15 protein-coding genes are annotated in these 14,697 nt (G+C 61.3%); 4 read left to right on the top strand and 11 right to left on the bottom strand.

Annotation, left to right across the window (positions count from 1 at the left end; all coding sequences use genetic code 11):
* The 3 genes from ACEW8Q_RS15090 to ACEW8Q_RS15080 form a co-directional block, all read left to right on the top strand.
* The coding region (locus tag ACEW8Q_RS15090) for an aldo/keto reductase (RefSeq protein WP_373504876.1) at window positions 1-201 on the top strand (201 nt) is incomplete at its 5' end.
* Between the two features lie 65 nt (window positions 202-266).
* Window positions 267-629: a hypothetical protein gene (locus tag ACEW8Q_RS15085; protein ID WP_373504875.1), complete on the top strand. Its 363-nt coding sequence runs from the start codon at window positions 267-269 to the stop codon at window positions 627-629.
* A gap of 46 nt (window positions 630-675) precedes the next feature.
* Window positions 676-1,602, top strand: coding sequence for an SMP-30/gluconolactonase/LRE family protein (locus tag ACEW8Q_RS15080; RefSeq protein WP_373504874.1), 927 nt, complete (start codon window positions 676-678; stop codon window positions 1,600-1,602).
* On the opposite strand, the gene ACEW8Q_RS15075 is transcribed toward ACEW8Q_RS15080, so the two are convergent.
* From ACEW8Q_RS15075 to miaA, 10 genes are all read right to left on the bottom strand, one after another.
* The gene (locus tag ACEW8Q_RS15075; protein ID WP_373504873.1) at window positions 1,599-2,228 is read right to left on the bottom strand and encodes a LysE family translocator; all 630 of its coding nucleotides are present in this window, start codon (window positions 2,226-2,228) and stop codon (window positions 1,599-1,601) included. The genes ACEW8Q_RS15080 and ACEW8Q_RS15075 overlap by 4 nt on opposite strands.
* Entirely contained in the window at window positions 2,215-2,955 is a 741-nt protein-coding gene (locus tag ACEW8Q_RS15070) for a pyridoxine 5'-phosphate synthase (protein ID WP_373504872.1), read from the bottom strand. Before ACEW8Q_RS15070 ends, ACEW8Q_RS15075 begins: the two co-directional genes overlap by 14 nt.
* Window positions 2,956-3,063: 108 nt before the next feature.
* Window positions 3,064-3,597 (bottom strand): GNAT family N-acetyltransferase, encoded by a 534-nt coding sequence (locus ACEW8Q_RS15065; protein WP_373504871.1) that lies wholly within the window; start codon window positions 3,595-3,597, stop codon window positions 3,064-3,066.
* Entirely contained in the window at window positions 3,597-4,157 is a 561-nt protein-coding gene (gene ilvN, locus ACEW8Q_RS15060; RefSeq protein WP_373504870.1) for an acetolactate synthase small subunit, read from the bottom strand. Before ilvN ends, ACEW8Q_RS15065 begins: the two co-directional genes overlap by 1 nt.
* Window positions 4,158-4,200: 43 nt before the next feature.
* Window positions 4,201-5,604, bottom strand: coding sequence for a M10 family metallopeptidase (locus tag ACEW8Q_RS15055; RefSeq protein ID WP_373504869.1), 1,404 nt, complete (start codon window positions 5,602-5,604; stop codon window positions 4,201-4,203).
* Window positions 5,605-5,607: 3 nt separating this feature from the next.
* Window positions 5,608-6,456, bottom strand: coding sequence for a hypothetical protein (locus tag ACEW8Q_RS15050; protein WP_373504868.1), 849 nt, complete (start codon window positions 6,454-6,456; stop codon window positions 5,608-5,610).
* A gap of 118 nt (window positions 6,457-6,574) precedes the next feature.
* Complete coding sequence (locus ACEW8Q_RS15045; protein WP_373504867.1) at window positions 6,575-8,344, bottom strand: acetolactate synthase 3 large subunit; 1,770 nt, start codon at window positions 8,342-8,344, stop codon at window positions 6,575-6,577.
* 241 nt (window positions 8,345-8,585) lie between these two features.
* Window positions 8,586-10,115: a hypothetical protein gene (locus tag ACEW8Q_RS15040; RefSeq protein WP_373504866.1), complete on the bottom strand. Its 1,530-nt coding sequence runs from the start codon at window positions 10,113-10,115 to the stop codon at window positions 8,586-8,588.
* A 96-nt stretch (window positions 10,116-10,211) separates the two neighbouring features.
* Complete coding sequence (locus ACEW8Q_RS15035; protein WP_373504865.1) at window positions 10,212-11,492, bottom strand: calcium-binding protein; 1,281 nt, start codon at window positions 11,490-11,492, stop codon at window positions 10,212-10,214.
* A 166-nt stretch (window positions 11,493-11,658) separates the two neighbouring features.
* On the bottom strand, window positions 11,659-12,510 hold the full coding sequence (gene miaA, locus ACEW8Q_RS15030) for a tRNA (adenosine(37)-N6)-dimethylallyltransferase MiaA (protein WP_373504864.1): 852 nt from the start codon (window positions 12,508-12,510) through the stop codon (window positions 11,659-11,661).
* 12 nt (window positions 12,511-12,522) lie between these two features.
* Here miaA and serB point away from each other — a divergent pair, with 12 nt between their 5' ends.
* A complete protein-coding gene (serB, locus tag ACEW8Q_RS15025; RefSeq protein WP_373504863.1) occupies window positions 12,523-13,410 on the top strand; it encodes a phosphoserine phosphatase SerB in 888 nt (295 codons plus the stop codon).
* On the opposite strand, the gene ACEW8Q_RS15020 is transcribed toward serB, so the two are convergent.
* Window positions 13,404-14,615: a caspase domain-containing protein gene (locus ACEW8Q_RS15020; RefSeq protein ID WP_373504862.1), complete on the bottom strand. Its 1,212-nt coding sequence runs from the start codon at window positions 14,613-14,615 to the stop codon at window positions 13,404-13,406. The genes serB and ACEW8Q_RS15020 overlap by 7 nt on opposite strands.
* Window positions 14,616-14,697: the final 82 nt, after the last annotated feature.

Here is a 14,697-nt window from a genome sequence, read left to right as displayed (position 1 = left end):
CTTGCTGCACTCGATGGCGTGGCCGCGGCGCGGTCAGCCAATTGCGCGCAAGCCGCACTCGCCTGGCTTCTGGCAAAGCCCGGCGTGAGGGCGATTGCCAGCGCCACCAGCATCGCCCAGCTTGACGATCTCGCCGCCGCGATGAAGCTGCAACTGACGGACGCAGATGTCGCCGCACTCGATGCCGCATCGCAAGGGTGAACAGCCTCGTTTCCCAAGCGCAACCGACGATCGCCGCCCTTAAAGTCAAAACCGGAGAGCACATAATGAAGCGCCTTGCCATTTCACTATCGCTACTGCTCTTGTCTGCCCTGCCCGCATCGGCAGCACCCTTGTGGCCAGATGGGATTTACGGCTGCACCATTTCCAGCATGTTTCTGGGCGAAATCGAGATCAGTGGCGGCACCTATCGCGGCACTGCCTTCGACGGCAAGTGGGAAGGTTCCTATCCCTTGGAGGTCACCGAGCAAGGAACGATCAACTGGGGCGGACCGCTTGGCGGCATTTCCGCTGCCGGCAAGGTGGTCAGTAGCGTGCTTGGAAATGCAGGTGGCAATCGTGTCGGCTTTGACATCACCATCCAGAATGATCGCGGCAACTTCCAGACCATTTCCTGCGTGCCGAACTGAACCGCATGCAACTGCCCTTGGTTGCCAGTGCCCATGAGGTTTGACGATGAACGCTGTTCTTGACGAAGTCGCGTCTGGTCTCCTGTTTCCCGAAGGCCCCGTCATGCTGCCCGATGGCGGGATGCTGGTGGTCGAGATCGCCCGCGGCACCATCACCCGCATCGGCAAGGGCGGGAAGACGACGGTTCTCGCAACGCCCGGCGGCGGCCCCAATGGCGCGGCCTTCGGGCCCGATGGCCATCTCTACGTCTGCAACAACGGCGGCTTCGCATGGAAGACGGTCGACGGTGGACTGCGCCCCGCCGGACAGTCTGACGACTACAGTGGCGGGCGGATCGAGCGCGTCAACATTGAGACCGGCAAGGTCGAGGTGATCTACACCCATTGCGGCGGCCACCCGTTGAAGGGTCCGAACGACATCGTGTTCGACCGCAGCGGCGGCTTTTATTTCACCGACCACGGCAAGCGCCGCCCGCGCGAGGTTGATCTTGGTGGCCTCTATTTCGCGAAAACCGATGGGAGCCTGATCCGCGAACTGGTGCAGCCGATGATCATGCCGAACGGCGTGGGTCTCTCACCCGATGAAAGGACCGTCTACGTTGCGGAGACGCGCACGGGGCATCTTTGGGGTTTCGACATCGTGGAACCGGGCGCGCTGCAGCGCCAGCCGCCTCATGAGAACGGCGGGCGCCATCTCTTCGGTCCGGCAGGCTACACGTCCTTCGATTCACTCGCCGTCGAGCAGGACGGCAACATCTGCGTGGCGGCCCTTGTCCTCGGAGGCATCCATGTCATCGCGCCCGATGGTTCCGTCGTAGATTTCATCGCCATGCCAGACCCCTATTGCACCAACATCTGCTTTGGCGGGTCAGATATGAGGACCGCCTTCATCACGCTGTCCAGCACGGGCCGCGTGGTGAGCATGCCGTGGCCAAGGGCAGGACTGCGCCTCAACTTTGACCCAGCGGGCTAGACAGCGCTACGGGCAGCCCACAAGAGCCTCAGTCCCAGCGCGCCGAGAAACAGTCCAGTCAGCCGGTCGATCCACACCTTGGCCCGGAGATAGAAGCTGCGAACCGGACCGGAGCCGAAGAACAGCGACACCGCCGTGTACCACCACACCTCGTTGAAGCTGACGATGAAGATGAGCGCCACAGTCATCCACAGCGGCACGTTCGCGGGCAGCATGGCGATGAAGATCGAGCCGAAGAACACGGCGACCTTGGGGTTCGCGATTTGCGTGAGGAAGCCCTTCATGAAGGGGCTGCCAGTGGATTTCACATCGCCGTCAAGCTGGAGCGGCACGGCGGCGTGACGGAAGATTTGCCAGGCGATGTAGATCAGGAACAGCGCGCCGATGATCTTCATGGCCATGAACAGCATGGGCAGCGCATGAAACACGGCGTTGAGCCCGAGCAGCGCGGCCGACGACCAGATGACGGTGCCCGCCCCCAGTCCGAGCGCCACCTTGAAACCGTCCAGGCGCGACTGCGCCACCGCGGTGCGCGCCGTGATGAGGAAGGATGGACCGGGAGACATGACCGCGAGAAGCTGGACAAGACCGATCGACACGAGCGGCAGGAAATCAGAGGTCGCCAATTGCAGTCCTGAACTTCAGTACGGTTTCTGCCATTCCGAACGTGAGCGCATCCGCGATCACGGCATGGCCGATGGACACCTCTTGCAGGTTCGGCAGCGCCTTCACAAGTGCCGGAAGATTGTCGCGCGTGAGATCATGCCCGGCATTGAGGCCGAGACCTGCTGCTTCCGCCGCCTTGCCCGTTGCGACAACCTTCTCGAACTCGCGGTTGAGAGATGCTGCTTCGAAGGCGCCGCCATAGGGTCCGGTATAGATTTCGACGCGGTCGGCTCCGACGTCCTTCGCCAGTGCCGGAGCAGCCGGATCGGGGTCGATGAAAAGCGACACGCGCATCCTGCTCTTGTGCAGCCGCACGATGACTTGCGTGAGAAGGGCGCGATGGGTTGCGATGTCCCAGCCGTGATCTGAGGTTCCTTGGCTGGGATCGTCGGGAACAAGCGTTACCTGGTCGGGCTTGACCTCTTCGACGAGAGCAAGAAAGCGCGCGTCCGGAAACCCCTCGATGTTGAACTCGCGGCCGGGATAGTCGGCCCGCAGCATGCGGGAGAGCACCGTAACATCAGAGCGGCGGATGTGCCGCTCGTCGGGACGCGGATGAACGGTGATGCCAACAGCACCGGCATCGAGTGCCACGCGGCTTAGTCCCTCGACGGACGGCCAAGGCAGGTCGCGCCGGTTCCGCAGGAATGCGATGGCGTTCACATTGACGGACAATTTGCAGGACAAGGAAAGGCACTCCGGATGAGGAGTGTTGTCTATCGCAGGAGTGGATCACTCAATTGATCCAGTTCGCAAGAATATTTCCAGACCAGTTGAAAGGGGCTGCCCGTCGCGTCATTCCTGGGCGGGGCCAAAGAATGCCGGATGAAATCCCAGGACACCTGAGGGCGGTTCGCCACCAAATGACAGCATCATGTAGTAGTCTGGCGGAATCCCCGGCGGGCAGTGTTGTACTGCGGCAACAAATCCGAAACGTCCGTAATATGCAGGGTCACCCACGAGAATGCAGCCCTCGGCGCCCTGCTCTTTCAGCATGTCGAGTCCCGCTGAGATCAGCGCCTTGCCAATTCCGCACCGTTGCAAGTGGGGAGCAACGGAGACTGGCCCCAGCGCCAGCCAGCGCGACGCCTGCTCGTCTCCTTGCGCTGGCGAGAATGCCACATGCCCTACAATCACACCTTCGCATGTAGCCACGAGCGACAGCGCAAGGGCACCCTGCTGCCGCAACCGCTCGATGATCTCAGCTTCGGTTCCAGAGGAATGGGACGCAGTGGAAAAAGCAAGGCTTGTCAGTTCACCGATTGCAGCATGGTCCGAAGCAGTTTCGCTTCGGATCACCACATCCTTGGGTGCGGCGGCCAGCGTCACTACGACTTCATGCCCTCGGGCCCGCGCGTGATGCCGGCGACGCCGGTGCGGGCAACTTCCACAAGACCCAGCGGCACCATGAGCGAGATGAACTGGTCCACCTTGTCGCTCTTGCCCGTGATCTCGAAGATGAAGCTCGTGGTCCCGGCATCGATGACACGGGCGCGGAAGGCCTCCGCCAGACGAAGCGCCTCGACGCGCTTCTCGCCCGTCCCCGCCACCTTCACCATTGCGAGTTCGCGGGTGATCGAGTCGCCCTGCACGGTGAGGTCGGCGACCGAGTGCACCGGCACCAAGCGCTCAAGCTGGCTCTTGATCTGCACGATCACCGACGGCGTGCCGCTGGTGACAATGGTGATGCGCGAGGTGTGCTTGTCGTGCTGTGTTTCGGAAACGGTCAGCGAGTCGATGTTGTAGCCACGGCCCGAGAAAAGGCCGATGACGCGAGCCAGGACACCCGGTTCATTGTCGACGATGACGGCAAGCGTATGGGTCTCGACGGCGGGCTTGCTGGCATCGAGGAAATAGGCGGAGCCCGAGGGCTGGAGATTTGCGTTCATGGGTTGCTCCTGTTCAAGGGTCTGAGTGTCTGAGGATGCGTGTTCACAGAATGAAGTCGTCGGCCGCGAACACGATGTTGCCCGCCAATCTCACGGTGAAGTCCGCGATGCCATTGCCGTCGACGTCGCCAAGCAGCTTTGTAACGTCCGTCTTGCTGTCATACTCGTAGCGGAGTTCACCGCGCAGGTTTCCAAAGCTGTCCGTTTCGATGAAGTCGAAGCTGTCGCGCAGGCCTGTGCCGTCGGCATCGATGCGCGAGAGATCGATCACGTCGATACCGGTGAAATCGGTGATGACATCGCTTGCCCTGCCGCGGCTGTCGGTGACGGAGTTGAACCGGAACGTATCGCCGCCGCCTCCGCCGGAGAGTGTGTCGCCGCCACGTCCGCCCGCGATCACGTCGCTGCCACCGAGACCGGAAAGCACGTTGGTGGCGCGGTTGCCGGTGAGCGTGTCGTTGCCGCCAGCTCCGGCGGCGTTCTCGATCAGCACGCCGCTGGCGATGGTATAGCCGCCAAGCACGCCATTCTGCGAGGAAACCAGCCCGCCTCCATCAGCCGCCACGCGAAGCGACGCAGCGTTGAGATTGATGGTGCTCGCGACATTCCTGCCGGCCGCGATGGTGTCAATCCCGCCCGCATCCCAGATGCAACTGTAGTAATTGCCGGCCAGATTCCGGCCGGGAAGCACATAAGTGTCGTCACCCGTGTTGTGCGAGGTATTGGCGCCATAGAGATACTGGAGTGCTGCAATGTCGATGGCCATCACGGTGTTCCAGCCATGGTCCGGTATGCGCAGCGGGTTTTTCCTTCCGAGCGGCCCCTCGGGAAAGCCGTCATTGTAGGACATCATCGTGTTGATGCCCTGGTTGAGATTGAAGTCGCCATAGTCGCCGAAGGGTCCGGACACGCCCGGAAACTTGGGGAACGCGCCACTGCCCCGGTCATGCGGATGCTTCAGGCCGATGGCATGGCCGATCTCGTGGATGAAGGTGATGAAATCATATCCACCAACTTGCAGGCTGCCGTATCCGTCCGAGGCATAGCCCGCGCGATTGACGATGACTGCGCCCTGCTGGTTTGCAATGGCGCCCACGTCCTCGCCCGGCGGCACGGCTTCGCCCAGCGCGCCGTCGAGAGGACCTGGCCCGGTGATGCCGAAAACGAGATCGGCATTCGACAGGGCGCTGACCTCGACAAAATCGATGTTGCAGACGCTTTCGATCATCGCCATGGCCTGCCGGAAGGCCGCCGCTTCCTCTCCCGTGGTTCGCGCGGTAACCGCGCGCCCCCCGAAGTCGAACTGCTGAGAACCGCCAAGGCCCGCGATGCACACGGCAAGGCTGGTTGTGGCAGGTGAGCCGTCGCTCCATTGCGATCCCCACAGAACGCCGTTGAGCAGCGTGTTGCCACTCGATGCGGTTGATACGGGGTTCGAGAAAGCCATGCTTTACTCCGGTGTGCGGGCTGATGCAGGTGCGCCCGATGTTTGAAGGTGTGTTGGGTCGATGTTCAGCCGGCTGGCGGCCGCGATGACGGCCGCCGGCGCGTGTTGTCCATGACTGCGGAATGCCTCGCGAAGCCAGCGCGCATGAAATAACCGCAGTTCCACCGGGATGCGGGGAAGGCCCAGCTGGTGGGCTATGGCAAACCGGTGATTGCCGGGGCCAACGCGAACCAGAGCGCCATCGGCATCCACAGCCATGCCGACTTCGGTTTCCATCATCTCGACAAGCTGGGACCTGGCGTCTGTCGCACGTTCTGCCGCCGCAAGGCCGGCCTCTTCGGGCTCGCGCCGGGCGCGGGTGCGATAGCCGTTGGTCCGGATGCTCTCGACAAGGCTGAAAACCTCATCGAAGTAGCGCTCGATCTTGTGCTCGCTGTCGAGTGCAAGGAGATAACGGATGGCAGGCTTGCCGTTCTCAGCCTTCCGCATGAGATCGGCAAAGCTCTGGCGGTTCCGGATGCCGCCACCCGCAAGAACATCCCCGACTTCCCTGTAGAGCGCGGAACCCTGGACTGGCCGAAGATGCGGTTGCCACTTGCCCCGCCCGATGGCGCAATCGTCAAAGCGCAACGTCTCGCCATTGATCTTGGCCGCTGGCGGAAACTGCTCCTGAACCAGGCGCGGATCGGCATGGATGACGAGCGAGCCGCCAAGCAGGCCGCGGAACTCATGTCCATCGCCAAAGAATGGCCGGTCCTGATCAGGCGCAGACCTGATTAACCGCGCGAATGTGGCGAATGCGGAAGGATCAGCAGCCGCGCCGTCATCCCTCTGGTCGGCCTCCCTCAGCACGGCAGGCCCTCCCGCGCACGGCCGCGCCCGGCACGGAAGAAATATTCCGCGTCGGGCATGTCCGGCAAAGGCAGATCACTCGCCATTCGCATTTCTCCTGCGTTCGCGCCTGGCGGGATCAGACCAGCATCTTGCCCTTGGCGTCGATGGCGGTGCCGACTTCCTCGTCGGGAACGTCCTCGCCCATCAGCATCTCGTTGTGCGCCTTGCCCGAAGGAATCATCGGGAAGCAGTTGGTGAGGTTGGCGACGCGGCAATCGAAGATGACCGGATGCGGCGTCTTGATCATTTCCTTGATCTTGTCATCGAGCTCGCCGGGCTTCGTCGCACGCATGCCGACGCAGCCATAGGCCTCCGCCAGTTTCACGAAATCGGGAAGCGCTTCGGTGTAAGACTCGGACAGCCGGTTGCCGTGCAGCAACTGCTGCCATTGGCGCACCATGCCCATGTACTGGTTGTTGAGGATGAAGATCTTGATCGGCAGCCGGTACTGGATCGCCGTCGACATCTCCTGCATCGTCATCAGCACCGAGGCATCGCCCGCGATGTCGATGACTAGAGACTTCGGATGCGCCTGCTGCACGCCGACGGCGGCGGGCAGTCCGTAGCCCATGGTGCCGAGGCCCCCGGAGGTCATCCAGCGGTTCGGCTCCTCGAAGCGGTAGAACTGCGCGGCCCACATCTGGTGCTGGCCCACTTCGGTGGTGATGTAGGTGTCCTTGTCCTTGGTCAGTTCATAAAGCCGCTCGATCGCATATTGCGGCATGATGACGTCGGCGTTCTTCTTGTAGCGCAAGCAATCGCGCGCGCGCCATCCGTCGATCTGCTTCCACCAGACGTCCATCGCTTTCTTGTCGAGCGAAAGCGACTTCGACTTCCACACGCGGATCATGTCCTCCAGCGCGTGGGCGACATCGCCGACGACCGGAATGTCGACACGCACCGTCTTGTTGATCGACGAGGGATCGATGTCGATATGGATCTTCTTCGAACCCGGCGAAAAGGCATTGAGGCGCCCGGTGATGCGGTCATCGAAGCGCGCGCCGATGTTGATCATCACGTCGCAGTCGTGCATCGCCATGTTGGCTTCGTACATGCCGTGCATGCCGAGCATGCCGAGCCAGTTCTTGCCCGCAGCCGGATAGGCGCCGAGACCCATCAGCGTGGAGGTGATCGGGATGTTGGTCATCTCGACGAAGTCGCGCAGCAGCTTGGATGCGGTCGGGCCGGAGTTGATGACGCCGCCGCCCGTATAGAGCACCGGCCGCTTCGCCGAGGCGATGAGTTCGACCGCCGCGCGGATGGCGTTCTGGTCGGGCTTCACCTTAGGGCGATAGGTCTTGTGCTCGATGTTCTTGGGGCCGACATACTTGCCAGTGGCGAACTGCACGTCCTTCGGAATGTCGACCACGACCGGGCCGGGCCGCCCGTGGGTTGCCACGTAGAAGGCCTCATGCAGGATGCGCGCAAGGTCATTCACGTCCTTCACGAGATAATTGTGCTTGGTGCAGGGGCGCGTGATGCCGACTGTATCGCATTCCTGGAAGGCATCGTTGCCGATCAGGTGGGTGGGCACCTGCCCGGTGAGGCAGACCATGGGGATCGAGTCCATCAGGGCGTCGGTGAGGCCGGTCACCGCATTGGTGGCGCCGGGGCCGGAGGTGACGAGCACCACGCCGCACTTGCCGGTGGAGCGCGCATAGCCTTCCGCCGCATGGGTGGCACCCTGCTCATGGCGGACGAGGATGTGCTTGACCTTCTCCTGCTGGAAGATCTCGTCATAGATCGGAAGCACGGCGCCGCCCGGATAGCCGAAGATATGCTCGACCCCTTGGTCAGCCAGTGCCTTCAGCACGATTTCAGCGCCTGTCATCTCGTTCGTGGCCATTTCAAACCTCTTGAGTATGTCTCGTTCCGTCAAACACGCATTTTGCATTCAGGCAATAAAAAAGGCCCCCGAGGGAGCCTGATTTCCGCGCAACACCACCAGTTCCTGGAGGCCTTAAGCCTCCCCGGCGTTGCGCGGTCCTACTACAAGAATGGTGTTCATGGTGGACGATTTACGTGCGGTCTGGCTGAAGGTCAAGGGCTTTTGCGAAGGTACTTCTGACGCGCACCCGTCGTTCGGTTCACACCAACAGGAAATCGCTGCTGAGGATGGGCTCGGCCATCGTATCGAATGTGGCAATCAGCAGCCTAGCGGCAGAACCGGTGCCATCGCTGTCGAAGTACAGCCTGTTCGCCGCCGAATTGAAGATGAAGCGGTCGTTGGCATCCTCGGCAAGGCCTGTGGTGTTCGACTGAAATCTGCCTCCCAGAATTCCCCCGCTTGCAAGCCCGCCACCGAATAACGAGGCATTGACGATGAACTTGTCCACGGCCGACACAAAGTCGGTAAAGTGATCGGTGGCATCCAGTTCCAGTTGGAACTTGTCGGCTCCCGTTCCACCCGTATACGTGTCTTCGCCCGAACCGCCCGTGATCAGGTCATTGCCGGCACCACCTCTGAGCGTATCGTTTCCGTGGTTGCCGTAAAGCTCGTTCGCGATCCTGTTGCCAATGAGCAAGTCTGCTCCGAAGCTGCCGGCTGCGTTCTCGATGCTGGAATAAGTGTCGCCCGTCGCGTTTCCGCCTTGACCAGTGCCGGACGTAAGATTGACTGTCACTCCAATAGTCTCATAGTCGAAATTGATCCAGTCGCGGGCGGAACCGCCGGAGATCACATCCGCGCCTGCGCCACCATGAATGATATCGCTGCCGGTGCCGCCATCGATGATGTCCTGCCCCTCACCTCCATCGATGACATCCGCTTCCGAGCCTCCGTTGATAAGATCGTTTCCCATCCCTCCAGAGCAGAAGTCGTTTCCGACATCGCCCATCACCGTATCTGCTCCCAAGCCGCCGAAGACAGCATCATCGCCGTTTCCGCCGTACACATTGTCCCTTCCTGAACCACCGTCGATTTCGTCTATGCCTTCGCCGCCGTATGCCCAGTCGTGTCCATCGAGGCCATTGATGTGGTCCTCGCCGCCTTCTCCATAAAGGTAATCGGTGCCGCCGCCGCCGAACATGAAATTCTCGCTGTCCGATCCAATCAGCAGATCCTCGTGGGCAGACCCGACGATGTTCTCTATTCCCGCGTAGACATCGTCTTCCGCTTCGCCGCTCACCCCGCCAGACACGAGGTTCACGAGAACGCCGGATGAGGCGAATTCGTAGCTTGCCCAGTCGCTGCCCGATCCACCGTTCAGCACGTCGGCACCCAGCCCGCCTATAAGGATATCGGTACCGCCGCCGCCATTGAGGAAGTCGTCTCCCGCGCCGCCGGAGAGTGTATTGTATTGGCTGTCGCCATTGATGGTGTCGCCGTGTGCGGAGCCGATGACGTTCTCGATGGAAAAGTAGCTGTCGCCTTCGGCCGTCCCGCCTTGCCCGCCAAATTCCAGTCTGACGATGACGGCCACGGCGGAATCCGTATATCGGGCCGTGTCGGTCCCTTTGCCGCCGTCCAGAATGTCGGCGCCAAGCCCGCCCTCAATGACATCGTTGCCATCGAGGCCGGCTATCCCGTCATTCCCGCCAAGGCCGTAGATAACGTCATCCCCCGAGGCTCCCAGCAGAATGAGGTTGTCGTCATCCGTACCTAATATCGTTGCCATCGCTTTGGTCTCGCTCTGAAAGAATTGGGCTGTCTGACAATTCCGGTTGTCAAGCAGACCCTCACACTGCGAAGCAATGAAGGGCCTGGTCTCCCGCTACCATCCGACGAGTTCCAGGTCCGTCGAGACCAGAGACGTAGATAGTGACAGAAAACGGGCGAGCAACTGGCCTTGCGCCGCCCCCGTTCCGTCGACGTCGAAGTAAAGCGCACCGTTGCTGGTGTTGTAGATGAAGCGGTCGTTGGCGTCCTCGGCTATGCCCGTGGCATTCGATTGAAACCGCCCGCGCAACTGCTGACCAGCTGAGAGGCCCCCGCCAAACGTCGAGGCCACAACCAGAATCTTGTCACTGCCCGTAGTGAAGTCGGTGAACCGGTCGACGCCGGTAAAATCGCCCCACATCACGAATTCGTCGGCTCCCGTTCCACCCGTATAGGTGTCTGCGCCATTGCTGCCAAACAGCAGGTCAGCACCGCCTCCGCCTGTCAGCACGTCGTTGCCGTCATCGCCCTCGAGCCGGTTCGCAACATTGTTTCCAATGAGTCTGTCGCCGAACGATGAGCCCTTCAGATTCTCGATGCTTGACAGGGTATCGCCTTCCGCAAATGCGCCTGAACCCGTCCTGGTGCCGAGATTGACAATGACGCCGCCATCGCTCTCCAAATACTCCGCAGTGTCTATGCCGGAGTTACCAAAGAGTTGATCTGCGTCTTGCCCACCCCACAGCGAGTCATTGCCAGAGCCACCCGTGAGAACGTCAACGCCCTGATTTCCGGAAAGCACATCATCGTCGCTACCGCCCTTGAGAAAGTCATTGCCGTTTCTTCCAGCGAGAGCGTCTTGGCCGGCACCACCATCCAGCGTATCGTTGCCCTCATCGCTGTAAATGACGTCGTTACCTTCTCCGCCGAAAAGCGCACTGGTGCCCGTCATGCCCCATATGTAGTCGTTGCCTTCACCTCCGTAAGCGTATGTGGAGCCGCCAACGTCCAGAATGGTGTCATCGCCCCCCTCGCCATACAGGAAGTCGTCCCCGGCATAGCCTTCAATCCTGTTGGCGAAATCGTCGCCAATGATTAGATCGCCGTATACTGATCCTGTTACATTCTCGATCGAGAAATAGCTGTCGCCTTCGGCGGAGCCGCCGAGCCCGCCAGCGACCAGGTTCACGAGAACGGCAGCGGTCGAGTCGGCGTAGCTTGCCGTGTCCATCCCAGCGCCGCCGTCATGAATGTCGGCTCCCGTTCCACCTTCGAGAAAGTCGTTGCCGCCGCCACCGACCATACCGTCGTTTCCGCCGAGGCCATAGATGTAGTCATTTGCCCCGGTGCCAAGCAGAATGAGGTCGTCGCTATCCGTACCCGTGATGGTTGCCATTGCGGCATTCCTCTTGAACGGTGGAACTGCTAAACCTAAAGTTTAGCGTAGTATTCAGCAACGTCAACCCTGATGCGCCATAGGATATGGCTCAAGACGTCCTCGTCCTTCAATCTTCGCCCATACGCGCAATTCGCTTGGAAAAATGGCGTTGCAGGGAGGCCAGTCACCCCTCCCGCCAATGCCCCATTTGCCCGCGCCACCAGGTGAGCTGGCGCTTGATGTAGTTGCGGGTCGCGATAGTTGCCAGCGTGGCGGTTTCCTCAAGAGTTGTCTCGCCTTTCAGGTGGGCGATCAACTCAGGCAACCCGATGGCCTTCATCATCGGAAGCACAGGATCGAGATCCATCACCGTGCGCGCTTCCTCCAGCGCCCCGGCGTTCAGCATCTGCCGGAACCGCTGCTCGGCACGCATGTAAAGCTCGTCACGCGGCACCTCCATGAAGATGCGCTCGACCTCCACGCCCTCCAGCGGCGCGCTTTCCTTGCCATCTCTTTGCCAATCGAGAAGCGAACGGCCGGTGGCTTCAACGACTTCGAGTGCCCGCACCAGCCTTTGCCTGTCGGTGGCGATGAGCCGTCCCGCCATGGCAGGGTCACGCTGCCAGAGTTCCTGGTGGAGATCGCCTTCGAAACTCCGCCAGCGGACTCGAACCTCATCAGGAATTTGAGGGACCGGCGCCAGGCCGCGCTCCAGCGCCCTGAAATAGAGACCCGTGCCGCCCGTCACGATGGGGTAAAGCCCCTGCTCCCATGCCGCCTCGATCTCGCGCGAAGCGTCCGCCAACCATGAGGCGACAGACCAGGACTGTTCCGCGCCCACATGGCCGTAAAGCCGGTGCGGAACCATCGCCTCTTCCTCGGGCAGGGGCCGCGCGGTCAGGATGCGCAACGGTTGATAGACCTGAAGCGCATCGGCGTTGATGATGACGCCGTTCCACTTGCGTGCGAGGTCGAGAGCCAGGGCAGACTTGCCGCTGGCGGTGGGGCCTGCAATAAGCAGCGCGCGTTTCTTCAAGGTGTCGCCCACATGGATTCGGTTCTCGTTCTCATAGCAGCCCCCGGCTCGCGCGCAATCGATACGGCGGTGGTGGAGATTCTGCGCGACTTCGGCGGCACGGCACCGCGATGGCTGGACGAAGCCGAGGCGGCGGAAGTGGCGCCCTTCGCACGGCAAGCGGACTTCATCGCGGCCCTCGCTTCACACCCGGTCGATACCAACATCATTCTCGCGCAAGGCCGGAGAAAACGACTCCTCATCGCCGACATGGATTCAACCATGATCCAGCAGGAATGCATCGACGAGTTGGGACTCATGGCGGGAGTGGGCGAGCGCATCAAGGACATCACCATTCGCGCCATGCAGGGCGAGCTTGATTTCGAGGGTGCCCTGAAGGAGCGCGTGGGACTGCTGCAGGGGCTGGACGAGGCCATCATAGCCCGCATCCTCAGTGAACGGATCACCTACATGCCGGGCGGGTACCAGCTCATTGCCACCATGAAGGCCAATGGCGCCCACACGGCTCTTGTCTCCGGCGGCTTCACGCCCTTCACCTCGCATGTGGCGCAGCATCTGGGCTTCGACCAGCACCAGGCCAACACGCTGATCATCGAAGACGGGAAGCTCGCCGGAACCGTGGGCTTTCCCATCCTCGGCCAACAGGCCAAGGTCGAGGCGCTGCACCGGATCTGCGCGGACCTTTCCATAGACAGGACTGACACCATCGCTGTGGGTGACGGCGCCAATGATGTGCCAATGCTGCTTGAGGCGGGCCTCGGCGTGGCACTTCACGCCAAGCCCAAGGTGCAGGAAGCAGCACCCGTCCGCATCAACCATGGCGACCTCACCGCGCTGTTGTTCCTGCAAGGATACAGCCGCTCCGAATTTGTGGACCGATTGCCGGCTGCTGCCTACTGAATCGCGGCTTCCGACTGGATGCGCCAGAGCCCGTCAGCACTTCTCACCATTTCGAGGGCCACCTTGTAATTGCCTTCGGCAGGCGTTTGCGGCTTCTGCTTTTCCCAATAGACATAGTGCATGACGAAGGTCGCCTTCGCTTCATCCTGCGATGGAAACTCGATCGATAGAGTGCCGGGATAGAGCGAGAGCTTCCACTTCGAGAAGCGTTCAAAGAAGCCGCGCTTTACCAGAACCAGTTCGCTGAAGTTGACGAAGGAACCATAGGCATTGACCTGATCGAGATACATTCGCTTGAGCGTCGTCTCGAGATTGACGACATCGGGATCGAGATATTCGGTCTCGATGAAACTGCGGATGGCCGCCTGGTCCGCGATGCGCGACGTGAAGGCCGGGGCGTCCTCCAGGGACGGCGCAACCGAGCGCGTGGCGAGCACTGTTTCAGACACGAAGCTGAAGGGCCGGCCGAGAAGGCCGTTGGCATCGGGCTCCTGAAAGTCCTGGGTGAGCGCCATCACATCGGTCTTGACTGCGCCCATCATCGTCTCGACGGTGACGCCCGGCGTTCCGATGTGCTTGAGAAAAGCGGTGGCAAATGGCGAGTTGCGCCCCTCGCCGTCCAGTGCCACGGCGCCGGGCTGCGCCGAATAGATCGTATAGACACCGGCATAGGAGCTTCCAGACGCAAGCCCCGGCGAGCCATCGACCGCGCCGCGTTTCGCCTGGTTGGGCGCGCGGCTGAACGGATTGTTGCGGCACGCGTCGAGAATGAGGATGCTCACCTGGGTCTGCTGGCTCATCAGTTCCGCAATGTCGTCGACCGCGATCGACTCGAACCTGAGCTTTCCCGGCGCGTCGAGATGGCCATCGACGGGTACCAGGAAATTCCGCCCCGCATTGTCCGACACGCCATGGCCCGCGAAATAGACGAGGCTTGCCTCTGCTCCTTCGAGGAGGTCGGCGAACTCGCCGATCTTCTGTTCCATCTCCCGCTTGCCGAGATCGACCCCTTCGACCACAGTGAATCCCAAATCGCGCAAGCGGACAGCGATATCGGCGGCATCGTTCACCGGATTGGCGAGCACCGTGGTACCTTCATAGCTGCCATTGCCGATGACCAGCGCCACTCTGCCCCCGGCAAGGCCGGGCGACACCACGCAGACAAACACCGCGAGAGCAGCAAGAATGGATCTGAGGAGGCGCATGAACCGAATAAACACGCAAGACAAGGACTTGTAAACCAAAGGCGCGCGTTCCAGCCCTCTGCGTGACCGGCGGTTGCAGCAT

It is taken from the genome of Aestuariivirga sp. (genome assembly GCF_041738905.1).
GTDB lineage: Bacteria > Pseudomonadota > Alphaproteobacteria > Rhizobiales > Aestuariivirgaceae > Aestuariivirga.
Note: the sequence above shows the minus strand (reverse complement) of the source record. Positions and strands in the feature narration are given on the sequence as shown.